Genomic DNA, 23,895 nt, shown 5'->3' with positions numbered 1-23,895 from the left:
GGCGACGCTACGCTGGTCAACGGTGCGGCGCCGCCCGGCGCGCGGCACGCCGGCCGCCGGCCGGGGGCGCGGACACCGACCCGGACGCGGGCCCCGGGGGGGCCGAAGGAGGAGATCACGTGATCCGGGTGGTGCTGGCCGACGACCAGACACTGGTGCGGGCGGGGTTCCGGTCGATCCTGGAGGGCGAGGACGACATCGAGATCATCGCAGAGGCCGGGGACGGTGAGCAGGCCGCGCGGCTGGCCGCCGGCCTGCGCCCCGACGTCGTGCTGATGGACATCCGCATGCCCGTCCTGGACGGCCTGGAGGCCACCCGCCGCATCACGGCCGACCCGCGGCTGGAGGCCGTCCGCGTCGTCATCCTCACCACCTTCGACCTCGACGACTACGTGTACGGGGCGATCAAGGCCGGGGCCAGCGGGTTCCTGGTCAAGGACACCGAGCCGACCGAGCTGATCCACGGCGTGCGGGTCGTGGCGCGCGGCGACGCGCTGCTGGCCCCGGCCGTCACCCGCCGCCTCATCGCCGAGTTCGCCTCCCGGATCACCGCCCCGCCGCCCGCCGCCGAGCTGTCGGCGCTCACCGACCGCGAGCGCGAGGTCCTGGAACTGGTCGCCGCCGGGCTGTCCAACGAGGAGATCGCCGGGCGGCTCGTCCTCAGCCCCGCCACCGCCAAGACCCACGTCAGCCGTATCCTGGCCAAGGTGGGCGCGCGGGACCGGGCCCAGCTCGTCGTCCTGGCCTACGAGACCGGCATGATCCGCCCCGGCTGGCTCGGCTGACCCGCCACACCCACCCGCCCGCGCAGGGCACGAGACGGGGCGGGGGCGGGACGGGGGTGCAACCGGGCCGGTCACCGCGGTGTTGAACGGATGTGACGGTCACGGACAAGGCACTCCCCCACACGCCCGCACCCGGCCCCTGCGCCGGGCCCCCGGCAGGCGGCGCCCCCGGCGGCGGCCCAGGCGGCGGCCCCGGTGAGACCGCGGGCGACATCACGCGGGACGGGCCGGGCGAGATGCCGCCGGACACGGCGCCGGACACGACAGCGGACATGCCGGGAGACGGCGCGGCCGGAGTGGCCGGCGAGGTCACCGCGGCGCTGGCCCGCGACCTGGACGCCGGGTTCGCCGCCCTCTACCACGCCTACCGCGGCGCGGTGTTCTCCACCGCCCTGCGCCTCAGCGGCCGGTGGGCCGAGGCCGAGGACCTGGCCGCCGAGGCGTTCCTGCGCGCCTACCGGGCGCTGTGCGGGTACCCGCCCGAGCGGATCGCCGCGCTGCGCCCCCGCGCGTGGCTGCTGACGATCCTGACGAACCTGTGGCGCAACGGGCTGCGCTCGGCGGCGCGGCGGCCGCGGCCCGCGCCGCTGGAGGACGCCCCCGACCCGCCCGACCCCGCCGAGCCCGTCGAGGACGCCGCCGCCCGCCACGAGACCGGCCGCGAGCTCGCCGGGCTCCTGGACGCCCTGCCGCCCGCGCAGCGCGCCGCCGTCGTCCTGCGGCACGTCACCGACCTGCCCGTCGCCGAGATCGCCGCCGTCCTGGACCTGCCGGAGGGCACCGTCAAATCCCACATCTCCCGGGGCCTGGCCCGGCTCCGCACGCTCCACCCCACGCTCCACGACACGCAAGGGGGCACCCCATGAACCGCACCGACCCCACCCCCCCGGCACCCGGCCGCCCCACCGGCCCGCCGCCCGGCCCGCGCGCCGACCGGCCGGTCGACCCACCGGACGATCCGCTGGCCGATCCGCTGGCCGAGGGGCTGGCCGGGCTGGCCGCCGACGCGCCCGCCGGGCTGCTGGACCGCATCGCCGCGCGCCGCGTCCACGTCCCCGGGCCCCTGGAGGACCTCCAGGTCGCCTTCACCGACCACGGCATCGCCTACCTGCGCGCCGGCATGGACGAACCCGCCTTCACCGCCGCGTTCCGCGCCCGGTTCGGCCGCCCGCTGCTGCCCGCCGACCGGCCGCCCGCCGGGCTCGTCCCCGCCCTGCGCACCGGCCGCCCGGCCGGGCTGCGCCTGGACCTGCGCGGCCTGTCGGAGTTCGAGGCCGCCGTGCTGCGCGCCGCCGCCGCCATCCCCCGCGGGCAGACCCGCCCCTACGCCTGGGTCGCCCGGCAGGCCGGGCGGCCCAGGGCGGTCCGCGCCGTCGGGTCCGCGCTCGGCCGCAACCCCGTCCCGCTGCTGATCCCCTGCCACCGCGTCACCCGGTCCGACGGCGCCGTCGGCGGCTACGTGTTCGGCGCCGCCGCCAAGGAACGGCTCCTGCGCGCCGAGGACGTCGACCTCGACGAGGTCGCCGGGCTCGCCGCCCGCGGCGTCCACCTGGTCGGCAGCGGCACCACCGGCGTCGTCTGCTACCCCACCTGCGCCGACGCCCGCCGCATCAGCCCCGCCCACCGGCGCGGGTTCCGCGACCTGGCCGCCGCGCGCGCCGCCGGGTACCGGCCCTGCCGGCACTGCCGCCCCGGCCCGCCCGACCCCGCCTGACCCGGAACCGCCGGGCTTCGCAGGGACCGCCGGGCTTCGCAGAGACCCGCCGGACCGTCCCCGAGGCGCCCGGCGCGGGCCCGGATCGCCGTCCCGCGCGCCGTCCCCCGCACCGTCCGCGCCGGTCAGCCGGTCACCGGCGCATAGAACGACGCCGAGCGGGAATGGGGCGGGCCCGCCCACCAGATCGGCGGGCGGAGGAGAAGGGGGAGCCCACCATGCGGGTCGTCGTCATCGGCGCCACCGGCAACATCGGCACCAGCACCCTGCGCGCGCTCGCCGCCGACCCGCGCGTCACCGAGATCACCGGGCTGGCCCGGCGCAAGCCCCGCCGCGCAGCCCCCAAGACCACCTGGGTGCAGGCCGATGTCACCGACACCGACCTGGTCCCGCTGATGCGCGGCGCCGACGCCGTGGTGCACCTGGCCTGGCTGTTCCAGCCCACCCACCGCCCCGCCGTCACCTGGGACGCCAACGCCGTCGGCAGCGCCCGCGTGTTCGCCGCCGCCGCCGAGGCCGACGTCCCCGCCCTGGTGTACTCCTCCTCGGTCGGCGCCTACTCCCCCGGCCCCAAGGACCGCGCCGTCGACGAGTCCTGGCCCACCCACGGCTGGCCCGGCGCCGCCTACAGCCGCGAGAAGGCCTACGTCGAACGGCTCCTGGACGCCCACGAGGCCCGCCACCCCGGCCGCCGCGTCGTGCGGATCCGCCCCGCGTTCATCTTCGAGCGCCAGACCGCCGCCCAGCAGCGGCGCCTGTTCGCCGGGCCGCTGCTGCCCGGCGGCCTGGCCCGCCCCGGGCTGATCCCCATCGTCCCCGACGTGCCCGGCCTGCGCCTGCAGGCCCTGCACTCCGAGGACGCCGGCCGCGCCTTCGCGCTCGCCGCGCTCGGCGACGCCCGCGGCGCGTTCAACATCGCCGCCGACCCCGTCCTGGACGCCGCCGAGCTCGCCGGGCTCCTGGACGCCCGGACCGTCCGCCTGCCCGCCCGCGGCCTCCGCGCCGCCCTCGCCGCCGCCTGGGCCCTGCACCTGGTCCCCGCCTCCCCCGGCCTGTTCGAGCTGGCCCTGCGGGTGCCCCTCATGGACGCCTCCCGCGCCCGCGACGAACTCGGCTGGACGCCCCGGCACACCTCCCGCGAGGCGATCCGGGAGTTCCTGGACGGCCTGCGCACCGGAGCCGGCCGCGACACCCCGCCGCTGTCCCCCGACACCAGCGGCCGCGCCCGCTCCCGCGAGTTCACCACCGGCATCGGCCGCGAACCCTGACCACACCGACCCGTCCACCACCCGAGCCCGGCACGACCGCAGCAGACCCGCACCGCCACGCACGACCGCCACGCGCAACCACGCACCAGGAGGCCGCCCATGCCGACGATCACACCCGCGCACCTGCACGCCCTGCTGGCCTCCGCCGACCGCGACGCCACACTCGTCATCGTCGCCGGGGAGGCCGCCGTCGTCCCCGGCAGCGGGCACGGCGGATCCGGTGACCCCGAGGACATGCTGGTCATCACCACCCGCGACGCCGTCATCGCCGAACTGGACACCGGCGCCAACGAGGAGCAGATCGAAACCCTCGCCCAGCGCCTCGACGTCGCCCTCGACAGCCTCGGCGGCTGACCCGGACCGTCCCCGGCGCCCGTCCGCAGGCATTCACCGCCGGCGGCCACCGCCGGCGGCCACCGCCGGCGTCCGGGCGGGCCGGTCAGGGGCCCCGCCGGGCGTCCGTCCACCGCTGAGTGGCCCCGCCGCGCCGCCGCAGGGCTAGGACGGGCGGCCTTCCTGGGCGCCCTCCGCGGCCGTGCCGTCGGCGGGCCGCGCCCGCCGACGGTGACTGGTATCGCAGAACGGGTAGGAGCGGCTGCGCCGGCACGCGCACAGGGCCACCATGAAACGGTCCGACACCGCCGTGCTCCCGTCCTCCAGGACGATCTCCACCGGCCCCTCCACCAGGACCGGCCCGCCCTGCACCACCCGCACCCGGCGCCGCTCCCGGCCCCGCGCGCCCTCTGCCGGGGGGCACGCGCCACCAGCGGCGTGCGCCCTGCCTTCGGGGTCCGGGCACGCCGCGGACGCCACCCCGCCGCCAGGACGGTCAGGACGGTCAGGACGGTCAAGGCCGCCGCGGCGCGGGCCGTCCGGCGGCCGGCTCACGCGGCGCTCCGGGCGGGGCCGGGAGGCTCCCGGCCATCGGCCGCGTCCGCGGGGACGTCCGCGCGGACCACCACCAGGTCCTCGTGCCGCTGGCCCGGGCGCAGCAGCCCCCGCGCCTCCAGCGCCGCCGCCCGGGCCAGCATCACCGGCCCGAACGGCTCGCGGGCACGCGCGGCCACCGACACCCGCAGCCCCGCCCCCTCCAGCGCCTCCAGCGTCCGCTCCACCCCGCACAGCGACGACTGCATCAGCAGCAGCGTCCCGCGCCGCGTCAGGTGCTCCGGCGCCGCGGCGCAGATCCGGTCCAGCAGCCACCGGCCGTCCCGCCCGGCCTCCCACGCCCGCGCGCGGCCCCGCAGGCGCGCCGGGTCGGCGTCGCCCACCACGTACGGGGGGTTGGCGACGATCACATCGAAGCGCTCGCCCGCCACCGGATCGAACAGGTCACCGCGCCGCACCTGGACCGGCAGCCCCCGCACCCGGGTGTTCAGCCGTGCCGCCAGCACCGACCCGGCCGCCACATCGACCGCCACGACCTGCCGGGCCCCGCCCCGCGCGGCGGCCACCGCCACCGCGCCCGTCCCGGTCCCCAGCTCCAGTACCCGCGCCCCGGGTGCGACCGCCGAGCGCCGTAGCTCCCGTACGAGCATCGCGGTGTCTGATTGCGGCCGGTACACCCCGGGTGGCCTCACAAGAAACATGTCGCACATGTACCGCTATTACGACATTAGAAACACAGATCAGGCGGTATGTGCCGCCCGCACCGGGACCCCCGCCGGGGCGCCCGCGAGGCCGCCCGCGGGGCCGTCGTGAGAATCACCGCCGGGACCGCCCGCGGGGCCGTCGTGAGAATCACCGCCGGGACCGCCCGCGGGGCCGTCCTCCAGGGGGCGCCGCAGCGCCGACCGCGCCGGGTCCGCGCCCCAGCAGCCCAGCACGTGCGCCTCCAGCCGGTCCTCCAGCAGCACGGTCGCCCGCACCCCCAGCACCACGTCCCCCGCCAGGCCCGGCTCCCCGGCCAGCAGCCCCCCGATCACGTCCCGGCGCAGCACCTGCTCGTGGACGGCGTCGGCCTCGATGTGCTCGGTGTAGAACAGCACCGCCCGCGGCCCCGCCCCCGCCCGCTCCAGCGCCTGCGCCATCCGCCGCGCCGCCGGGGCCGTGGTGATCTCCGCCGCCGCGAAATGCCCCACCAGCGCGCCCCGCAGCGACCGCCGCAGCCCGAACAGCGACATCATGTTCACCGTCGCCAGCATCACCGCCGGCGCCGCGTCCACATGCGCGCCGTAGGAGGCGTCCACGCCCAGATCCTCCAGCAGCCCCGCGAACAGCGCCGAGTGCAGCATCTGCGGGCGCCCGCCGCCGAACTCGTCGTACTCCACCGCCACCAGCGCCGCCTTCGCCGCCCCACGCAGCCGGGGGATCACCCATGCGTGCGGGTCGGCCTCCTTCAGGTGGTACACCGAACGCAGCGCCGCGTGCTCGCGCAGCTGCCACCAGCGGCCCGCGTCGCGCAGATGATGGGTGACACCGGCGGCGCCCACCGGCTCGACCAGCAGCTCCTCCAGCACGCCCGCCACATCGGCCCCGCCCGCCCCGGTGACCGCACCTGTGCCGGTGTCGGCGCGCAGCGCGGCCAGGAACGCCGCCTCCATCGCGCCGCGCAGGGCCAGCAGCCCCGGATCCCACTCCCAGTCCGGATCCACCCCCGCGAACCCCCGGTAGTGCAGCTCGAAACACGTGTGCAGCGCCAGCTGCAGATCCTCCCCGTACGGATCGGCGGAGGCCACCGCCCCCGCCGGCACCGGCACCGGCTCCCCCGCGGGCGGCCCCGCGCGCAGCGCCTCCACCACGGCCCGCGACAGCGGGCCCCGCGGCCGCGGCAGCACCGGCTCCTGCCACACCGGCCCCGCCGGTCCCCGGCGTGCCGGTCCCGGCCGCCCGGCCTCCGCCCGCGCACCGGGCCCCGTCCGCGCACCGGCCCGCGCCTCCGGCGGCACCGGCCCGCTACCACGCTCAACGATCATGTCTCCTCCGTGCTCAGGCGGGCATCCGGCCGCGATACCCGCTCGCGCGCGCCCCACACCCCGTCGCGCAGCCCGTCCCACAGCCCGTGCCCGGCCGGACCGGCCGCGGGGGCCGCGAACCCGGCCCCCGGCGGCGCCGGGGGCGCGGGGACCGGGAGCGTCCCCGACTCGGTCTGCCGGGCCAGCGCCTCCACCAGCGAACGCCTGCCCCGCCGCGCCGCGCGGCGCTGCCGCCGCGCCCCGGTCCCCGCCAGCCGGACCCCCTCCACCAGCGCCGACACCTCCGCCAGGTCCCCGGTCTCCTCCAGCGCCGGCGCCAGCCGGGCGAGCAGGCCCTCCAGCAGCCGCCACGCCGGCACCGCGCGCCCGGCGGAGGGGTCCACCAGCGCGCCGTCCATCCCGTACCGGGCCGCGCTCCACAGCCCGGCCGCGCACAGCTGCGCGTCCACCGGCGGCGCCTCCCGGCCCGCCGCCAGATCCGCCAGCGCCACCCGCACCAGCGCCCGCACCAGCGCCGCCTGCAGCACCGCCTCGTCCGCGGTCGCCGCCGCGTCGGCCGCCCGCACCTCCACCGTCGGCCACCGCGGCGACGGCCGCGCCAGCCAGAACGTCATCGAGGCGTCCACCAGCACCCCCGACTCCACCAGCATCGCCACCCGCCGGTCGTACTCGGCCGCCGACGCCGCCCACGGCGGCGTCCCCGCGCCCGGGAACCGCGACACCTCCACCAGCCGCCGGCTGGCATAGCCGGAGTCGCGGCCGTGGTCGAAGGGGGAGTTGGCCGACAGCGCCAGCAGGACCCCCAGCCACGGCCGCAGGTGGTTCACCACCGCCACCGCCGTCTCCCGGTCGGCGACCCCGACGTGCACGTGGCAGCCGCACGCCTGGTAGTCCTCGATCAGCCCCCGGTACAGCGCCGCGATCCGCGTGAACCGCCCGCCCCGCGCCGGCGGCGGCGCGGCGCCGTCCATCACCGGCGTGCCCGAGGACACCAGCCGCAGCCCGCACGCGCGCGCCGCCTCCGCCAGCCGCGCCCGCGCGAACCGCACCTGCGCCCGCAGCCCCGCCAGGTCCCCGCACACCCCCGTCGCCGCCTCCACCTGGGAGGCCAGCAGCTCGTCCTGGAACGACCCGCCCGACCCCTCCCACCGGTGCCCGCCCGCCCGCGCCAGCACGGCCTCGGCCGCCGGGACGCACTCCCCCGACACCCCGTCGACCAGCAGGAACTCCTCCTCCACCCCCAGGGACACCCCGGAGACGGCGGCGCCCGCGCCCACCGCGGCACCGTCCATGGCCACCCCCCTCACCCAAACAAGCCCGTCATTTCCGGACATGCCCGAACGCGGGCCGCCCTCCCGTCCCAAACCAAGATCCTTTATGGGCGGGGCGGCCACGGCGGCGCCCGGCCCCGCCCGCCCCGCGCGTCGGCTGACCGGATCGTTCCGCTCCGCGCCGCGATGAGCCCTCCCGCGCACCCGCCCGGCCCGCCATCATCGACGCCATGAGCCGAGCGCTACTCGTCATCGACGTCCAGGAGTCCTTCCGCCGCCTGCCCCTGTGGCCGGCCGTCTCCGCCCCCGACATCGCCGCCCGCACCGCACGCCTCGCCGACGCCGCCCGCGACGCCGGCGACCTGGTCGTGTGGGTCCTGCACGCCGAGCACGGCAGCGGCGGCCCCTTCGACCCCGCCGGCGGGCACGTCCGCCTCATGGAGGGCCTGCGGGCCCGCGACGGCGAGCCCGTCCTGACCAAGACCTCCCGCAACGCCTTCACCACCACCAACCTCCAGCAGCTGCTCACCGCCCGCGGCATCGGCGAGGTGACCGTCTGCGGCATCCAGACCGAGCAGTGCTGCGAGACCACCGCCCGCCTGGCCGCCGACCTCGGCCTCACCGTCACCTTCGTCACCGACGCCACCGCCACCTTCCCCATCCCCCACCGCGACGCCCCCGCCGGCCGGTCCCTGGCCGACACCCTCGCCGACCCCGCCACCCTGCCCGCCGACCAGGTCATCGCCCGCACCGAATACGCCCTCGCCGGGCGCTTCGCCACCATCGCCACCCTCGCCTCCCTCACCGGGTAGGCTGACCGGATCGTGAACCAGATCGTCTTCCTGCTCGTCCCCGGCGTGCACCTGCTCGACCTCGCCGGACCCGCCCAGGTGTTCTCCACCGCCGCCGAGGCCGGCCACCCCTACCGCCTCGCCTACATCGCCGAGCAGGAGGACGTCCCCACCGCCCAGGGCCTGACCCTGCGCGCCGCCACCACCTGGCCCGCCCTCACCCCCGCCGACATCGTCCTGGTCCCCGGCTGGCACTGCGACCCCGCCGGCCCCCGCACCGCCCCCGTCAACGCCGGCACCGCCGCCCGCATCGCCCGCCACCACGCCACCGGCGGCCTGGTCGCCAGCGTCTGCGCCGGCGCGTTCGCCCTCGGCCACGCCGGGCTGCTCGACGGCCGCCGCTGCACCACCCACCACCGCCTCCAGGACGCCCTCGCCCGCCGCCACCGCCGCGCCACCGTCGTCCGCGACGTCCTCTACGTCACCGACGACCGCGTCATCACCTCCGCCGGCATCGCCAGCGGCATCGACCTCGCCCTGCACCTGACCGCCACCCGCCACGGCCCCGGCACCGCCGCCCGCATCGCCCGCGCCATGGTCGTCTACGCCCGCCGCAACGGCGACGAACCCCAGGCCAGCGCCATGCTCCGCCACCGCGCCCACCTCAGCGACGCCGTCCACCGCGCCCAGAACCTCATCGACACCGGCTACGCCCGCCCCCTGCCCCTGGCCGGCCTCGCCGCCGCCACCGGCGTCAGCGAACGCACCCTCACCCGCCGCTTCACCGCCGCCACCGGCCTCACCCCCCTGCGCTACCAGCAGGAACTGCGCCTGGAACGCGCCGAGCACCTCATCGGCCAGGGCGCCACCGCGCAGGCCGCCGCCCACGCCGTCGGCTTCACCGACGCCCGCATGCTCCGCCGCCTCCGCGCCGCCACACCCCCCGCCCGCCCCCCCGGCCCTGACACCGGCCCCGACACCGACCGGCAGCGCGACCGGCGGCGTGACCGGGAGCACCCCCTGGGACACATCCCCGGCCAGAGCCGACCGTCATCGGGCGGGACGGGCCACCTGACCTGAACCGGCGCCACAGGGCAACCAGGCGGAGGCGGGGACGGCCCCGGTCAGGGGACCGGCACCTCGACGAAACCCCGGGCGCCGCGGCTGACCCGCGCCCGGCCCGCGGTGACCCCCGCCGCCCACGCCTCGAACGCCTCCGCCTCCCCCACCGGCACCACCACGTCGGCCTCCACCCCCGCCCCGTACCGCACGTCCACCGGCGCCGGGCCCCGCCCGTGCAGGTCCCCCAGGAAACGTCCCGCCAGCGCGTGCTCCACCCCCACCGTCACCCGCACCACCGGCCGCAGCTCCACCAGCCCCACCGCGTCGAGCGTCTCGGCCACCACCTGCCCGTACGCGCGCACCAGCCCGCCCGCGCCCAGCTTCACACCACCGAAATGGCGCGTCACCACCGCCGCCGTCCCCGTCACCCCGCGCCGCAGCAGCACCTCCAGCATCGGGATCCCCGCCGTCCCCGCAGGCTCCCCGTCATCACTGCTCTTGGCGATCTCGCCGCGCTCACCCACCACATACGCGGTGCAGTTGTGCGACGCGTCCCGGTGCGCCCGCCGATGCGCACCCAGGAACTCCACCGCCTCCGCCTCACCGCCCACCCGCGCGAGCGTGCACACGAACCGCGACCGGCGGACCTCCAGCTCACCCGAGCCACCACGCCTGATCATCCGCACCGTCGCCCCTCCAGGAACCTCGACGGAGCCTCACCGTCCGCCGCCCGCACTCCGGCGTCCGGCGTCCCACGAGCCCGGCCCCAGCGTAGAGCGCGGCCGACACCCGGAACGGCCCGCACCGTCATCGGATAACGCCCGCCGAGCCTCAGGCATTGGCCATCACCAACGGCGCCTCCCGGCCCGCGTCCCCGCAGGGCGCCGTCACCGGCCGATCGCACACGCTCGTCCGACCGCATCACCGCCGTGTCGCCGGTCACCCTCCGAGCTGGCCTGGACGTCCGGCACCCGCCCTCGGCAGCGGCACGAGCGGCGCCGGGCGGACCCGCCCTCATCACCCACCTCGACAGCCCCCCGCCGCCCGCAGGGTCAGCCTCCCGGCCCGCCCCGGGACCGTCCGGACGGCCATGGCCGCGAGGCGGCGCGCGCGACCGCCCTCCACGGGCGCTTCCGCCGCACGCGCATCCGCGACGCGGACGTCTCCCCGGCTCGCCGGCACCCCGGCGGCCCGCCGCTCAGCGGCCCGGGAACGGCCACGGATTCGGACGGCACCCCTCCAGCGACTTGGTCTGCTGCACCATCACCGGCGCCGCCCGCCCCGCCCCCGGGCACCGCTCGTGCCCGTGCCCCAGCACGTGCCCCACCTCATGGTTGATCACATACTCCCGGTAGGACGCCAGATCCCCGCCATAGGTGACGGCGCCCTCCCCGTACCGGCGCGCGTTGATCACCGAGCGGTCGCCGCTGCGGCACGACAGCCCCCCGCCCGTCACCAGCGGCGCGCACATCCGGTCGGTCAGCGCCGGGCTCGACAGCGACACCCGGAACCGCACCGGCCCCCCGCCCACCCGCACGAACCGCAGCGAACCCCCGCGCCCCCAGCCGCGCGGATCGTTCAGCACCCGGTGCACCTCCGCGGCGAACCCCGCGCCCGGCACCGGCAGCCCCCGCTCCACCTCCACCGCGTACCGGACGAGGACACCGCCCGCCCCGCCGGCGGCCGCCGCCGTCCCCGGCACGCGCTCGTACCGCCCGCCCGCCCACTCCGGGACCGGGATCCGCGCCGGCTGCCGCCGCCCGTTCACCAGCGGCCCTCCGGCGGCCCGGGGACCCGCCCGGCCGGGCGCCGCCAGCGCCGCCGCCGGCCGCCCGCCCTGCGTCCCGCCCTGGCCGCCGCCGTCCCGGCCAGACCCCTCCGCCATCAGCGTCGCCGCGACCCCGCCCGCCCCCAGCGAGACCACGGCCGCGACCAGCGCCCCCGACGCCCGGCCGCGGCCGCGGCGCGGACCACCCCGCAGGGCCAGCCACAGGACGAGCCAGAGCCGGCACCGGGCGCGCCACGAACCGCGCCACGGCGGACGCGGCGCGGCGCAGGGATCGTCGGGCTCGTGCACGGCGCTCCGGATCGGCCTCGGGCACCGCAACCGCGCAGCGGGGCACGGCGCGGCCGCCCGCCGGCGCCCCGCGCCGCCCCGCCACGCCCTCCGGCCCCCGATGCGCCGCCGGTGCGATTGGATGAACTGCCGGGTTCGTAGCCGACCGGCGACCCCCCAAACATCCCCGAATCGCCCGGTGCCCCCGTAGCGGTCAGGCGCCCACCAGGCCGATCAGGTCGGCGATCGAGGGGACCACCCGCGACGGGCGGAACGGGAACCGCCCGATCTCCTCCTCGCGCGTCACCCCGGTCAGCACCAGGAACGTCTCCAGCCCCGCCTCCACGCCCGCGACGATGTCGGTGTCCATCCGGTCGCCGACCATCGCGGTGCGCTCGCTGTGCCCGCCCACCACGTTCAGCGCCGTCCGCATCATCAGCGGGTTCGGCTTGCCGACGAAGTACGGCTCCACCCCCGTCGCCCGCGTGATCATCGCGGCGACCGCGCCGCACGCCGGCAGCGACCCCTCCGGCGACGGCCCGACCGGGTCGGGGTTGGTCGCCACGAACCGCGCGCCGCCCTCCACCAGCCGGATCGCCCGCGTGATCTGCGAGAAGCTGTAGGTGCGGGTCTCGCCCAGCACCACATAGTCCGGGTCGATGTCGGTGAGCACGTAGTCGGCCTCGTGCAGCGCCGTCGTCAGCCCCGCCTCCCCGATCACATACGCCGCGCCCCCCGGCCGCTGGTCGGCCAGGAACCGCGCCGTCGCCAGCGCCGACGTCCAGATCGACGCGGCCGGGACCACCAGCCCCAGCGCCGCCAGCCGCGCCGACAGGTCCCGCCGCGTGTAGATCGAGTTGTTGGTCAGCACCAGGAACGGCCTGCCCGACGCCGACAGCGCCCGCACGAAGTCCTCCGCGCCCGGGACGGGCCGCCCCTCGTGCACCAGGACCCCGTCCATGTCGGTCAGCCAGTACTCGATCGGCCCGCGGTCGCTCATGCCCCCATTGTCGCAGCCCGGGATCATGACGGGCGCCGGCGTCCCCGCCCGCCCGGCCCGGTAGCGTGATCTTGTGACCGAACCCAGCACCCCGCGCGCCGGCACCGGCATCCGCGAGATCGACGCGCCCGCCGTCCCGCCCGGCCCCGGCTACAGCCACGCCGTCACCGCCGACCTGCCCGGGCGGCTCATCGTCCTCAGCGGCCAGATCGCCCTGGACGCCGCCGGGAACCTCGTCGGCCCCGGCGACCTGGAGGCCCAGGCCCGCCAGGTGTTCGCCAACCTGCACGCCGCGCTCAGCGCCGCCGGCGCCGGATGGGAGCACGTCGTGCGCCTCGGCTACTTCCTGCGCGACGCCCGCCAGGCCGGCGTCGTCCGCGCCGTCCGCGCCCAGATGCTGCCCGAGGGCCTGGCCCCCGCCGCCTCCCTGGTCGAGGTGTCCCGGCTCGTCCGCGACGACCTGCTCATCGAGATCGAGGCCATGGCCGTCGTCCCCGCCTGACCCCGCCCCCGGGGGCGCCCCCGCCGGACGTCCCCGCCCCGGCGCGCATCGCCCCGGCACACGCGGCGGGGCGCCCTGGACCACCGGTCCGGGACGCCCCGCGCACACGCCGCGCCCGCGCCCGCGGGCGTGCCCTCAGACGTTCACGCCGAAGTCAGACGTTCACGCCGAAGTCGGAGGCGATGCCCGCCAGACCCGAGGCGTAGCCCTGCCCCACCGCGCGGAACTTCCACTCCGCGCCGTTGCGGTACAGCTCGCCGAACACCATCGCCGTCTCGGTGGAGGCGTCCTCCGACAGGTCGTAGCGCGCGATCTCGTTGCCGTCGGCCTGGTTCACCACGCGGATGAACGCGTTGCGGACCTGCCCGAAGCTCTGCTGGCGGCCGTCGGCGTCATAGATGGAGACCGGGAAAACGATCTTGGATACCTCGGCCGGGACGCTCGACAGGCCCACCTTGATCTGCTCGTCGTCGCCCTCGCCCTCACCGGTGAGGTTGTCCCCGGTGTGCTCGACCGAGCCGTCGGGGCTCTTGAGGTTGTTGAAGAACACGAAGTGCTGGTCCGACAGCACCTTGTTCTCCGCCGAGCACAGCAGGGCACTGGCGTCGAGGTCGAAGTCGGTCCCGGTCGTGGTCCGCACGTCCCAGCCCAGACCCACCACGACGGCGGTCAGTCCGGGAGCCTCCTTCGTCAACGAGACGTTGCCGCCCTTGCTCAGACTGACTCCCACTGTGTCTACCTCCGTATCGGCCGGTGCGGATGCCTGTCACCCGCGCGGTCTGTAACGAGAACGGTAGCCACCCGGCGCGGGTTCCCCCGCATCCTCCGCCAACTCGCGGCGTGGCGTGGCCTTTTCCCCCGCATCAGGCCCCCGTGACCCGCCCTCCCGCCGGCCCCCGGGGGCGCCGGGGGCGCCGGGGGGATCCGCGGGGCCGGGAGGCGCGCCGGTGAAGGACGCCGGCGGCGCGGTGACCGCCGCGGGCAGCTCGAACGCCGCCGCCAGCTCCGCCGCGCGCGGCGCCAGCGCGTCGCACGCCCGCCGCCGCAGCGCCCACACCTCCTCCAGCACCCCCGGCGCCAGCACTCCCTCGTTCAGCAGGTCCCCCGCGCGGCGGTCCACCCAGTTCAGCGCGTGCAGCCCCAGCAGCCGGCGCAGCACCGCCGGGCCCGGCTCCGCCGCCGCCGCCAGGATCTCCAGTGTCATCCGGTCCGCACACGCCGCCGCCGCCCGCTCCGCCAGCACCAGGTTGTCGTTCCAGGCGGTGAAGGCGTCCGCGCCCGCCTCCAGCGCCGCCTGCACCCGGCCCGCGAGCCGGTCGCGCATCCGCAGCTCGGCCGTGCGCGCCAGCCACAGCCACATCCGCGGCGACGCCAGGTCCCCGCCGTCCGGGGGGACCGCCGCCGCGTCCGGCGGGACGTAGCCGTCCAGGCCCGCCATCGCCCGCGCCGTGTCGAACAGGATCAGCTGGTTGTCCCCGCCGGCGCTGGTGTAGGCGTGCGTCAGGCCCCGGTAGGCGTTCAGCCGCTCCACCGCCGCGAACCCCGGCGCGCCGCTGTGCGCCCGGCACAGCGACACCGTCTCCTGCGCCTGCGCGGTCGCCGCCGCCTTCAGCAGCGCCAGGTCCCGGTCGACCGCCGACCACGGCGCCCACGCCCCCGCCCCGCCCGGCCCGCCCGGATCCGGGGCGCCCGGCCCCCGTCCCGCGCCCGGCGGGCCCTGCCGCGCCTTGACGTGCGCGGCGACGGCCGTCAGCGCGTACGCCGACGCCAGCGCCCCCAGCACCGCCTCCCGCTGGTTGCGGTAGTCGGTCAGCGGACGGTGCGGCGCCAGCCGCCCCAGCGTGCCGCGGCCCGCCGAATGCGCCAGCAGCACCCCCGCCGACGCCCGGCACACCGCCGCCGACGCCGACACCACCGCCCGCCACACCGGCGGCGCGATCCCCATCGACCGCGTCAGCCGCGCCGCCGCCGACCCCGCCGGATCGTGGAACAACCCCCCGGCGTCGATGCGGGCGCCGTCGCGCAGCCACGACTCGTAGGGCACCCGCACGCCGTCCAGCATCACCGCCGCGTAGTCGACCGGCAGGCCCGAGGTCTCCGGCGCCGCGACCACCCGCACCCCCTCCGGGACGTCCCCGCCCGCGTCGCGCAGCGGCACCACGAACACGAACACCCCCCGCTCCGCGCCGCCGTGCACCAGCGTCGCGTACACCGCGGCCGTCTTGGGGACATCCGGATGCGCGGTGCTGGTGGGGAACTTGGCGGCCGCCGCGTCGGGGGTGACCAGCACGAACCCGCCGCCTACGGGATCGTGGCGCGCCACGGTCCGCGGCGACAGATGACTGTTGCTGCGCCCCGCCTCGGTCATCAGCAGCGTCCCGAACGACTCCATCGACTCCAGCGCCGCGCGCTCGGCCCGCGGGCCCTCCTGCCCCGCCCCGAACCGCACGATCGGCCCCAGCGCCAGCGTGTAGTGCAGCAGCATGAGGTGGAACAGCGCCGGATCGGCGACCGCCGCGCGCTCCAGCAGCCCGCACAGCGCCGCCGGATCCTCCAGCAGCACCGCCGCGGGCGGCGCCGCCCGCCCCGCCCGCCGCAGCCGCGCGTAGGTGAGCGCCTGCCGCTCCCGCGCGGTCAGCCCGCCGGGATAGCCGAAGCAGTCCTGCGGGACGGCCTCGGCCAGCCACGCCCGCGCACGGCCGTCCAGGCCGGGACCGCGCACGAAATCCAGCAGCCCCTCCTCCACCACCACCCCGGGGCCGCCCGCCGGACCGGCTCCGGAACCGGTCTCCGGACCGGAGCCGGGGGCGGGGCCGGGGCGGCGGGCTCGTCCCGCCCGCGATCCCCTCCGCCGCCGTCGCGCCCGCCGTCGCGCCCGCTGTCACCGGCGGGGTCAGTGGCCATCATGGTCCTCCTGTTCACCAGCGGTGTCCGGGGCGATGCCCGCCGCGGACTTCCCGGGCACCGGCGCGTCCCCCGCGCCCTGCGGCGCATCTCCCCGCGCGTCCCCCGGCGCGTCCCCCGGTGCCTCCCGCCGCGGACGGGACCGCAGCGGCGCCAGCGTCCGCGCGCCGGGCACCGACAGCCGCGCGCACTCGCACAGCGCGGTGCCCGGCCCGGCCTCGGTGAACACCGTCACGCCCGCCGCGCGGACGGCCCGCAGCGCCTGCGGCAGCCGCACCGGCTTGACGATGCAGTCGGCCAGCGCCCGGTGCAGGTCGTCGCCGTCGGCGTAGGCGCCGCCGCGCACCGGCGAGTGCACCCGCACCTCCAGCGCCCGCCGGGGGAACCCGCGGATCATCTCGTACCACTCCTGGTCGGCGCCGGCCATCGCCGGATGGTGCGACAGGTAGGGCACCGCGAGCCGCGCGGCCCGCACCCCCCGGCGCCCGGCCTCGGCCAGCACCGCCTCCAGCGGCCCCGACGGCCCGCTGACCACCGTCGCCGACGGCGCGTTCAGGCACGCCACCACCACCTCGGGCGCACCGGCCGCCGCGATGCACGCGCGCGCGCCGTCCTCACCGGCCTCCAGCATCCCCATCCCGCCGCCCGCGCCGCGGCGCGCCAGCACCCCCACCAGCCCGGCCGCCATCCGCGCGCCGTCGGCGACCGTGAACGCGCCCGCGCACACCAGCGCGGCGATCTCCCCGAAACTCTGCCCGACCGCGTGGGCCGGATGGACCCCCGACGCCCGCAGCGCCCGGTCGACCGCGACCGACGCCGCGTACCCGCACAGCTGCGCGACGCCGGGGACACGGGCCGCCTCGCGGTACCCGCCCGGATCGTCCAGCAGCACCGCGCGCAGCGACGGCCAGCGGGCAGGCAGGCCCTCCTGCACCGCGTCCAGGACGTCGGCGACGGCGCGCGCGGCCGCCGGACCCCACCGCGACGCCGACGCCAGGTCGGGCACCCCCGCCGAGCCGGTGCCCGCGAACAGGAAGGCACAGACGTCGTCGGGCTTGAGCTCCTCGGCCGGACGGAACGATAAGAACACGCCGGGACTCCTTACCTGGACGGAAGGCTCTCTTTTCTTTTCGGCAGAAGGCCGTTGAACACGCAGTTATAGAACAAAAACATCGAAATGGGATTATTCATTCAAGGGATCGGTCCGGCAACCACCGGCCGCGCGAGCAGCGGCCGAGCGGCGCGGACCACGACCACCGGCCCCCGCGCCGGCGGAGGGAGCGACCCATGACCTGGCGACCGGCGGACCGGCGGCGGACGGCGCGGACCACGGCGCGCCGCACGGCGCCGCACCGGGCCCCGCACCCGCGGACCGGCTGGGCGATCACGGGCACCGGCTCCTACCTGCCGTCCCGGCGCGTGCCGAGCAGCGACCTCGCCCGCTCGATGGGCCTGGACCCCGGCTGGATCGAGGACCGCACCGGCATCCGCGGCCGGCACGTCGCCGCCGAGGAGGAGGCCGCCTCCGACCTCGCCGCGGCCGCCGGCCGGCGCGCGCTGGAGCGGGCCGGGCTCACCCCCGCCGACCTCGGCCTCATCGTGCTCGGCACCTCCACGCCCGACGAGCTCGGCCCCGCCACCGCCTGCCGCGTCCAGGCGCTGCTGGGCGCCGCCGGCGCCGCCGCGTTCGACGTCGCCGCCGCCTGCACCGGGTTCCTGTTCGGGCTGCAGGCCGCGGTGGGCTGGCTGGCCACCCAGCGCGGCGCCGCCCCCTACGCGCTGGTCATCGGCGTCGAGGTGTACTCCAGGTTCCTGGACCCCGGCGACCGCGCGACCGCCGCCCTGTTCGGCGACGGCGCCGCCGCGGCGGTCGTCGGGCCCGTCACGGGACCCTACGGGATCGGCCCGGTCACGCTCGGCTCGGACGGCACGCGCGCCGGCGACGTCCTCATCCCCGCCGGCGGCAGCCGCGCGCCCGCAGGCCCCGGCACGCTGTCGGCGCTCGGCCACACCATCCACATGGACGCGCGGGCCGTCCGCGACTTCATCGCCCGCATCTTCCCCCGGCTGGTCGCCGACGCCTCCGACGCCGCCGGGATCAAACCCGCCGACCTGGCGCTGGTGGTCCCCCACCAGCCCAACCCGCGGCTGGTCGCCTCGCTGGCCGCCGAGGCCGGCCTGGAACCGGCGCAGCTGGCCATCGCCGGACGCGACGTGGGCAACATCGGCGCCGCCAGCCTCCCCTACGCCCTCGACACCGCCGTGCGCACCCGCGGCATCCGGCCCGGCGAGCTGGTCCTGCTCGCCGGGTTCGGCGCCGGCCTGACCTGGGCGCACACCCTCATCACCTGGCCCCCGCCCTGAGACCGCCCCGCTACATTTCTTGCCAGTTATATACGGAGGGGGTTATGTTGACGGGGTGCGGCCGCCCCGCCGGTGGCCGGGCACCGACACGACCCACCGGAAGGCAGGCGACGGCCATGGGCACCGACGACGGCACGGCCACCTACCAGGACGGGCGGGCGCTGATGCGCTTCGAGCGCGGCCTGCGCCACCCGCCCGCCCGGGTCTGGCGCGCCCTCACCGACCCCGCCGAGCTGTCGGCGTGGCTCGCCGACGCCGACCTCGAACCGGCCGCCGGCGGCCGGTTCGAGCTGCGCTGGCTCAACACCGGCCCCGGCGGCGAGACCGCGGTCGCCCGCGGCACCGTCACCGTGTTCGACCCGCCGCGGCTGCTGGAACTGGACTCCGACATCCACGGCCGGCTCCGCTGGGAGCTGACCCCGGACGCCGGCGGCACCCGGCTGGTGTTCACCAGCGAGGTGCAGATGCCGCGCCGGTTCCTCCCGCAGACCCTCGCCGGATGGCACGTCCACCTGTCCTACCTGCGCGAGGCGCTCGAAGGCGCCCGCGTCGACTGGCCGAACTGGACCACTGCGGACTGGCAGGCCCACCACGACCGCTACGCCGCCCGGCTCGCCGGGCAGGAACGCGCGGGCGCGGGCGGCTGAACACGGCCGGGCGCCCGGAACCCCGTCGAGGGCCCGGGCGCCCGGCCGTGCCGGCGCCGGTCAGCGGCGCAGCGCGCGCAGCAGCCCGCGCGTCTCGGGACGGCGGTCCCAGGCGATCGCGGCGAACACCAGCGCCAGCACCGCCGGCACCACCGCCAGCGGCGGGTCCAGCGCCAGCAGCTGCGCCAGCACCGCGCCGGCCATCACCCCGATCAGCCCCGTCGCGGCGACCCCCGCCAGCCGCGGCACCACCAGCCCCACCGCCCCGGCCGCCTCCACGACCCCCGTCACGTACCGGAACCACTGCCCCCAGCCGATCCTGGCGAAGCTCTCCACCGCGTCGGACTGCCCGGCGAGCTTGGGCATCGCCGACACGAAGAACAAGAACACCCCCAGCAGGATCTGCGCGCCCCACAGCACCTTGCGGCGCGTGCTGAGCCGGGCGGCGGTGGCGGTGTCGGCGGTGGTGTCGGCGGTGACGCTGTGGTTCGTGCTCATGACGGCGGCCCTTCCATGCGGCAGGTGACATCGGCCTCTCATCGGCCCTCACTAACGCGTCGCACGGCCGCCGCCCGGATCGACATCCGCCCCGGATTTCTTCGAGGTTTTTTTCTGGGCCCGCCTCACCACTCCGACAGCACCAGCGCCTGGACGGCCAGCGCCGTCACCGCCTGCGCGGCCAGCCACCACCGCCCCGCCCGCCCTCCCGGCCATCCCAGCGGCACCGCCGCCGGAAGCCACGCCGCGAACGGCAGCCAGATCCGCTCCACCTCGCCCTTGACCACCCCCGACACGTCCAGCGCGAGGATTCCCGCCAGCGCCGCGCACACCGGCACCGCCACGCCCGCCCCCGCCGGAACCACCCGCCGCCCCCGCCCCGCAGCCGCCCGCGCAGCCGCCCGCACGGACCGTCCCGCCACCGCGAGCGTCCCCGGCATCGCAAAGGCGACGGCGGGACCGGCCAGCAGCCCCAGCACCGCCAGATCCGCGAACACGAAGTAGGAGTAGGACCGCCGCGCCGACCCGCGGCTGACCAGATAGGTCTCCAGCGTGGCGCGCACCCCGTCCGGCCACCAGAAACCCGCCGCCGTCAGCACCGCCGGGACCACCACCAGCCCCGCCGCCAGCGCCACGAGCACGGCGGCCCGCGGACGGCACAGCACCAGCACCGCCAGCGGCACCGCGGACAACGGCAGCAGCCCGTAGCTCAGATAGGGCAGGCACCCCAGCAGCAGCCCGCCCGCCGCGGCGGCGGCCACCGCCGTGACCGCCGCCGCGGCGCCTGTAGTGCCCGCCGTTCCCGGCCCGGCGCCGCGCACACCGGCACCGCCACGCCCGCGCACACCGGAACCACCCGCCGATCCCGCCGCACGGCCCGCACGGACCGTCCCGCCACCGCGAGCGTCCCCGGCATCGCGCAGGCGACGGCGGGACGGGCGCGACGCCAGCGCCACCAGCGCCGTCCCCCACGCGCCCACCCCGAGGAACAACGCGTCCATCGACGTCGCGATCCACAGCGCCGTCGGCGCCAGCGCCACGAACGGCACCGCCGCGCGCGCCGCGCCCTCACCGGCCACGCACCGCAGCGTCACGACGATCGCCGCCGCCGCCGACGAGCCCGCCGCCACCACCAGCGCCGCCGCCCACCCCGTCCCGCCCAGGCCCGCCTCCTCCAGCAGCCACAGCACCAGCGTCGGCAGCGGCGGATGCCCCCGCACGTGCGTGGTGTAGCCGCCCAGGCGCTCGGTGAACGTCCGCACCCACTCCAGGGGGTCGGGCCGCACCTGCGCCAGGCCCGCCGGGTACTCCGTCGGCGCCTCCAGCGGCCCCGCCAGCGCGCCCGGCCCGTCGCTCACCGCCAGCGCCGCCGCCCACGCCGCCGACACCGCCCATGCCAGCGGCGGCAGCCACCGCCACGCGAGCCGCGCCGCCGCCGCCGGCAGCGCCGCCACCGCGACCGCCGCCACCCCCGCCGCAGGGAGCAGCCCCCACGTCAGCGGGCGCCCCCGCGGCCGCGCGTGCAGCGGCGGAAGCGCGTCCTCGGTGGCCAGCCCCGCCCGCCGCAGATGCCAGCCCACCGCGAACGCCGCCGCGATCCCCGCGGCCCACACCGCCACCGCGGCCCACCCCGGCCACCACCGCCGCGCCGCCACCACGCCCCGGGCCTGCGCCGCCCGCGCATCGGCCACCGTCATCCCCGCGTCCCCCCGTCACCGCGCCGCGGCGCCTTCCGCGCCCGCCGCCCGGACCCGCGGAGCCGTACGCGGCGCCCGGCACGGCGGGCCGCGCCCGCCCGCACCGCGCCCGCCAGCACCGCGGCCACCGCGATCACCGCCAGCACGACCGCCAGGTTGCGGCCGTAGGGCAGCGGCAGCTGCGACGGGACGTCCGCGCGGCGCCCGTACCCCAGCACCAGCGGCAGCGACACCAGGCTCACGCACCCCCCGGCGATCAGCGCCGCCCGCACCGGACGCCGCCACGCCGCCGGGAGACGGCCCGTCGCCACCCCCGCGGCCAGCACCACCGGGACCAGGACGGCGTCGTGCGCCACCACCGCCCCCGCGAACCACACCGCCCACCCCGCCACGCCCACGTCCGCGTCCACCACCACGCCGCGCAGTCCCACCCCGATGAGCACCAGGCCCGCCGCGTACATCACCGCCCGGCCCTTCACAGGACCACCAGCCGGTGCACCCACTTGGTCTGCATCACCCCGGGACGGTCCGGCGCGATCAGCCGGCACGGATACCCGTGGTCCAGGTCGAGGGGCTCGCCGTTCAGCCGCAGCGCCAGCAGCGTCAGCGGATCACGCCAGTGCGGCGGGTCCACCAGCGACGTCCGGTACCGCCCGCCGCGCTCCAGCGACTCCACCCGCACCCGCGCGCCGCCGTCCGCGCCCGCCGCCTCCAGCACGTCGCGCAGCCGCACGCCCTCCCACACCGCCTCGGCGCTCCAGCCCTCCACGCACGCGATCGGCAGCCGCGCCGCGTGCGAGGGCAGCGCCCGCAGCTCCGGCAGCGACCACGCCAGCTCCCGTGTCACGCGCCCGGTCACCGTCAGCCGGAACCCCGGATCGCGCGCCGCGGCGCCCACCCCGGCGCCGGCCGCGGACTTGTTGACCGGCAGCCCCTGCGACCCCACCCCCGGACGGCGCGGCGCCAGCACCGCCAGCCGCGCCAGCGGCGAGAACGCCTCCCCCACCGTGGTCGCCACGATCACCCCGGACGCCGCGGCCACCCCCAGCAGGAACCCCCGCCGCCCGGCCGCGTCCCCCGGGCCGGTCATCACCGCCCCCGTCAGGACCGTCCGGCGCACCTTGTGCCACTCGTTCGCGACGTGGATCAGCAGCGCCCCGACCAGGACATACGCCGTCCAGTAGTGCGCGGTGGTGAAGAAGAACGGGAACGCATACCAGTAGGAGATGTTCAGCACCCCGGTGACCAGCTGGAACAGCGCCCCGCCCACCAGCAGCAACACCAGCGGCCGCCCCGCGGCCTCGGCCACCGACCGCGCCGGCGGCCACCGCAGCAGCCGCGGGTAGACCGTCCACAGCTTGGCCAGCAGCAGCGGCACCGCCGCCAGCCCGCACATCACGTGCAGCCCCTGCGTGACCCGGTACAGGTTCACCGGACGCGACGGCCACCGCGCCCACCCCGGCGGATGCTGCATGAAATGGCTGAACAGCCCCGTCGCGAACGCCGTCAGGACGCACACGCCCAGCGCCAGGCCCAGCCACGCCGCCACCCGCTCGTCGTGCAGGCGGCTGGTGAACCGCCCCGGCACCGCCGCCGGCACCTCCAGCGCCCTGCGCAGCGCTCCCTCCACCGCCCTCCGCGACGCCCTCCACCACGCCCTCAGCAGGGCGCGCGGCGGCCCGAGCACCGACGCGGCCACCGACGCGATCACGGACGAAACGCGACGAACCACCGGCCCGCCTCCTCCCAGAACCCGGTCACGGTCGCCGCGCACGCGGCGGCCAGCCCCGCGGCCGCGTCCGCCGGGACGTGCGCCCAGGCGAACCACTCCCCGACCGAACGGCCCGACCGCAGCCGCAGCGGCTCCACGCGCGCCCTGCCGCCCGGCGGGTCCACCTCCGCCAGCACCCGCCCGTCCCGCCCCGGCAGCGCCAGCACGCGCCGCAGCAGCGCCTCCGGGTCACCGCCGATGCCGATGTTGCCGTCGGCCAGCAGCACCGTGTCCCACCGGCCCGCGCCCGGCACCCGCCCGAACACATCACGGCACAGCGCCGGCGCGCCCGCCGCGACCGTCAGCGCCACCGCGGACGGGGCGACGTCGATGCCCAGCACCGGCGCCCCGCGGCGGGCCAGCGCCACCGTCAGCCGCCCCGGCCCCGACCCCACGTCCAGCGTCGCACCCGCGCACCGCGCCAGCAGCCCCCCGTCGCCCGGACGCAGCCGCAGCCAGTCCCGCACCGGCAGCGGACGGCGGCGCCCGTCGGCGTGCTCGACCTCCACCGGCGCACCGCCGCGCAGCGCCTCCTCGTACAGCTCACCGAACACGAAGGCCCCCGCCCCCGCCGCACCCGCCGCCGCATGCGCTCTCGCCCATGCCGCCGCCCATGCCGCCGCCCATGCCGCCGCCCATGCCGCCGCTCA

Annotated in this window: 25 protein-coding genes; 10 read left to right on the top strand and 15 right to left on the bottom strand. The window is 77.8% G+C overall.

The window, feature by feature from the left end:
• Positions 1–119 precede the first annotated feature (119 nt).
• The 5 genes from AGRA3207_RS01995 to AGRA3207_RS01975 all read left to right on the top strand — a co-directional run bounded on the left by AGRA3207_RS01995 (position 120) and on the right by AGRA3207_RS01975 (position 4,121).
• Complete coding sequence (locus AGRA3207_RS01995) at positions 120–785, top strand: response regulator (protein ID WP_231332832.1); 666 nt, start codon at positions 120–122, stop codon at positions 783–785.
• 92 nt (positions 786–877) lie between these two features.
• Positions 878–1,651, top strand: a complete 774-nt coding sequence (locus AGRA3207_RS01990) for an RNA polymerase sigma factor (protein ID WP_231332831.1) — start codon at positions 878–880, stop codon at positions 1,649–1,651.
• Positions 1,648–2,499, top strand: a complete 852-nt coding sequence (locus tag AGRA3207_RS01985; protein WP_231332830.1) for a methylated-DNA--[protein]-cysteine S-methyltransferase — start codon at positions 1,648–1,650, stop codon at positions 2,497–2,499. Before AGRA3207_RS01990 ends, AGRA3207_RS01985 begins: the two co-directional genes overlap by 4 nt.
• A gap of 218 nt (positions 2,500–2,717) precedes the next feature.
• Complete coding sequence (locus AGRA3207_RS01980; RefSeq protein ID WP_231332829.1) at positions 2,718–3,767, top strand: NAD-dependent epimerase/dehydratase family protein; 1,050 nt, start codon at positions 2,718–2,720, stop codon at positions 3,765–3,767.
• Between the two features lie 99 nt (positions 3,768–3,866).
• The gene (locus AGRA3207_RS01975; RefSeq protein WP_231332828.1) at positions 3,867–4,121 is read left to right on the top strand and encodes a hypothetical protein; all 255 of its coding nucleotides are present in this window, start codon (positions 3,867–3,869) and stop codon (positions 4,119–4,121) included.
• A 144-nt stretch (positions 4,122–4,265) separates the two neighbouring features.
• Here the strand turns inward: AGRA3207_RS01975 and AGRA3207_RS40175 are convergent, their stop codons facing one another.
• The 4 genes from AGRA3207_RS40175 to AGRA3207_RS01955 all read right to left on the bottom strand — a co-directional run bounded on the left by AGRA3207_RS40175 (position 4,266) and on the right by AGRA3207_RS01955 (position 7,974).
• Entirely contained in the window at positions 4,266–4,655 is a 390-nt protein-coding gene (locus AGRA3207_RS40175) for a CDGSH iron-sulfur domain-containing protein (RefSeq protein ID WP_420830857.1), read from the bottom strand.
• Positions 4,652–5,305 carry a HemK2/MTQ2 family protein methyltransferase gene (locus AGRA3207_RS01965; protein ID WP_231332827.1) on the bottom strand — a complete coding sequence of 218 codons (654 nt, stop codon included), beginning with the start codon at positions 5,303–5,305 and terminating at the stop codon, positions 4,652–4,654. The genes AGRA3207_RS40175 and AGRA3207_RS01965 overlap by 4 nt, the downstream gene beginning before the upstream one ends.
• A gap of 90 nt (positions 5,306–5,395) precedes the next feature.
• The gene (locus AGRA3207_RS01960) at positions 5,396–6,682 is read right to left on the bottom strand and encodes an iron-containing redox enzyme family protein (protein WP_231332826.1); all 1,287 of its coding nucleotides are present in this window, start codon (positions 6,680–6,682) and stop codon (positions 5,396–5,398) included.
• Complete coding sequence (locus tag AGRA3207_RS01955; RefSeq protein WP_231332825.1) at positions 6,679–7,974, bottom strand: carboxylate-amine ligase; 1,296 nt, start codon at positions 7,972–7,974, stop codon at positions 6,679–6,681. The genes AGRA3207_RS01960 and AGRA3207_RS01955 overlap by 4 nt, the downstream gene beginning before the upstream one ends.
• Before the next feature lie 209 nt (positions 7,975–8,183).
• On the opposite strand from AGRA3207_RS01955, the gene AGRA3207_RS01950 reads away from it, so the two are divergent.
• Together AGRA3207_RS01950 and AGRA3207_RS39705 are read left to right on the top strand one after the other, a co-directional pair.
• Entirely contained in the window at positions 8,184–8,765 is a 582-nt protein-coding gene (locus AGRA3207_RS01950) for an isochorismatase family protein (RefSeq protein WP_231332824.1), read from the top strand.
• 12 nt (positions 8,766–8,777) lie between these two features.
• Positions 8,778–9,824 (top strand): GlxA family transcriptional regulator, encoded by a 1,047-nt coding sequence (locus AGRA3207_RS39705; protein ID WP_273699991.1) that lies wholly within the window; start codon positions 8,778–8,780, stop codon positions 9,822–9,824.
• A 44-nt stretch (positions 9,825–9,868) separates the two neighbouring features.
• Here the strand turns inward: AGRA3207_RS39705 and AGRA3207_RS01935 are convergent, their stop codons facing one another.
• The 3 genes from AGRA3207_RS01935 to AGRA3207_RS01925 all read right to left on the bottom strand — a co-directional run bounded on the left by AGRA3207_RS01935 (position 9,869) and on the right by AGRA3207_RS01925 (position 12,862).
• A complete protein-coding gene (locus AGRA3207_RS01935; protein ID WP_231332823.1) occupies positions 9,869–10,492 on the bottom strand; it encodes an IMPACT family protein in 624 nt (207 codons plus the stop codon).
• Between the two features lie 512 nt (positions 10,493–11,004).
• The gene (locus AGRA3207_RS01930) at positions 11,005–11,883 is read right to left on the bottom strand and encodes a DUF3152 domain-containing protein (RefSeq protein ID WP_231332822.1); all 879 of its coding nucleotides are present in this window, start codon (positions 11,881–11,883) and stop codon (positions 11,005–11,007) included.
• 193 nt (positions 11,884–12,076) lie between these two features.
• Positions 12,077–12,862 (bottom strand): HAD-IIA family hydrolase, encoded by a 786-nt coding sequence (locus AGRA3207_RS01925; protein ID WP_231332821.1) that lies wholly within the window; start codon positions 12,860–12,862, stop codon positions 12,077–12,079.
• A 73-nt stretch (positions 12,863–12,935) separates the two neighbouring features.
• Here AGRA3207_RS01925 and AGRA3207_RS01920 point away from each other — a divergent pair, with 73 nt between their 5' ends.
• Positions 12,936–13,364, top strand: coding sequence for a RidA family protein (locus AGRA3207_RS01920; RefSeq protein ID WP_231332820.1), 429 nt, complete (start codon positions 12,936–12,938; stop codon positions 13,362–13,364).
• A gap of 154 nt (positions 13,365–13,518) precedes the next feature.
• Here AGRA3207_RS01920 and AGRA3207_RS01915 read toward each other — a convergent pair whose 3' ends face one another.
• From AGRA3207_RS01915 to AGRA3207_RS01905, 3 genes are all read right to left on the bottom strand, one after another.
• Positions 13,519–14,094, bottom strand: coding sequence for a TerD family protein (locus tag AGRA3207_RS01915; protein ID WP_231332819.1), 576 nt, complete (start codon positions 14,092–14,094; stop codon positions 13,519–13,521).
• A gap of 36 nt (positions 14,095–14,130) precedes the next feature.
• Positions 14,131–16,116 carry an acyl-CoA dehydrogenase gene (locus AGRA3207_RS01910; protein WP_231332818.1) on the bottom strand — a complete coding sequence of 662 codons (1,986 nt, stop codon included), beginning with the start codon at positions 16,114–16,116 and terminating at the stop codon, positions 14,131–14,133.
• Between the two features lie 141 nt (positions 16,117–16,257).
• Positions 16,258–17,358, bottom strand: a complete 1,101-nt coding sequence (locus AGRA3207_RS01905; RefSeq protein ID WP_231332817.1) for an ACP S-malonyltransferase — start codon at positions 17,356–17,358, stop codon at positions 16,258–16,260.
• A 197-nt stretch (positions 17,359–17,555) separates the two neighbouring features.
• Between AGRA3207_RS01905 and AGRA3207_RS01900 the strand changes: the two genes are divergently transcribed.
• Together AGRA3207_RS01900 and AGRA3207_RS01895 are read left to right on the top strand one after the other, a co-directional pair.
• On the top strand, positions 17,556–18,632 hold the full coding sequence (locus AGRA3207_RS01900) for a 3-oxoacyl-ACP synthase III family protein (RefSeq protein ID WP_231332816.1): 1,077 nt from the start codon (positions 17,556–17,558) through the stop codon (positions 18,630–18,632).
• Between the two features lie 116 nt (positions 18,633–18,748).
• Positions 18,749–19,279, top strand: a complete 531-nt coding sequence (locus AGRA3207_RS01895; RefSeq protein ID WP_231332815.1) for an SRPBCC family protein — start codon at positions 18,749–18,751, stop codon at positions 19,277–19,279.
• Between the two features lie 60 nt (positions 19,280–19,339).
• Here AGRA3207_RS01895 and AGRA3207_RS01890 read toward each other — a convergent pair whose 3' ends face one another.
• The 5 genes from AGRA3207_RS01890 to AGRA3207_RS01870 form a co-directional block, all read right to left on the bottom strand.
• Positions 19,340–19,777 carry a DoxX family protein gene (locus AGRA3207_RS01890; protein ID WP_231332814.1) on the bottom strand — a complete coding sequence of 146 codons (438 nt, stop codon included), beginning with the start codon at positions 19,775–19,777 and terminating at the stop codon, positions 19,340–19,342.
• A gap of 125 nt (positions 19,778–19,902) precedes the next feature.
• Complete coding sequence (locus AGRA3207_RS01885; protein WP_231336544.1) at positions 19,903–21,474, bottom strand: hypothetical protein; 1,572 nt, start codon at positions 21,472–21,474, stop codon at positions 19,903–19,905.
• Positions 21,471–21,953: a hypothetical protein gene (locus AGRA3207_RS01880; protein WP_231332813.1), complete on the bottom strand. Its 483-nt coding sequence runs from the start codon at positions 21,951–21,953 to the stop codon at positions 21,471–21,473. The genes AGRA3207_RS01885 and AGRA3207_RS01880 overlap by 4 nt, the downstream gene beginning before the upstream one ends.
• Positions 21,950–23,185, bottom strand: coding sequence for a molybdopterin-dependent oxidoreductase (locus AGRA3207_RS01875; RefSeq protein ID WP_231332812.1), 1,236 nt, complete (start codon positions 23,183–23,185; stop codon positions 21,950–21,952). The genes AGRA3207_RS01880 and AGRA3207_RS01875 overlap by 4 nt, the downstream gene beginning before the upstream one ends.
• Positions 23,182–23,799 (bottom strand): class I SAM-dependent methyltransferase, encoded by a 618-nt coding sequence (locus tag AGRA3207_RS01870; protein ID WP_231332811.1) that lies wholly within the window; start codon positions 23,797–23,799, stop codon positions 23,182–23,184. Before AGRA3207_RS01870 ends, AGRA3207_RS01875 begins: the two co-directional genes overlap by 4 nt.
• Between the last annotated feature and the right edge of the window lie 96 nt (positions 23,800–23,895).

Source organism: Actinomadura graeca, from assembly GCF_019175365.1.
GTDB classification, from domain to species: Bacteria; Actinomycetota; Actinomycetes; order Streptosporangiales; family Streptosporangiaceae; genus Spirillospora; species Spirillospora graeca.
This window is presented reverse-complemented; position numbering and strand designations above follow the sequence as displayed.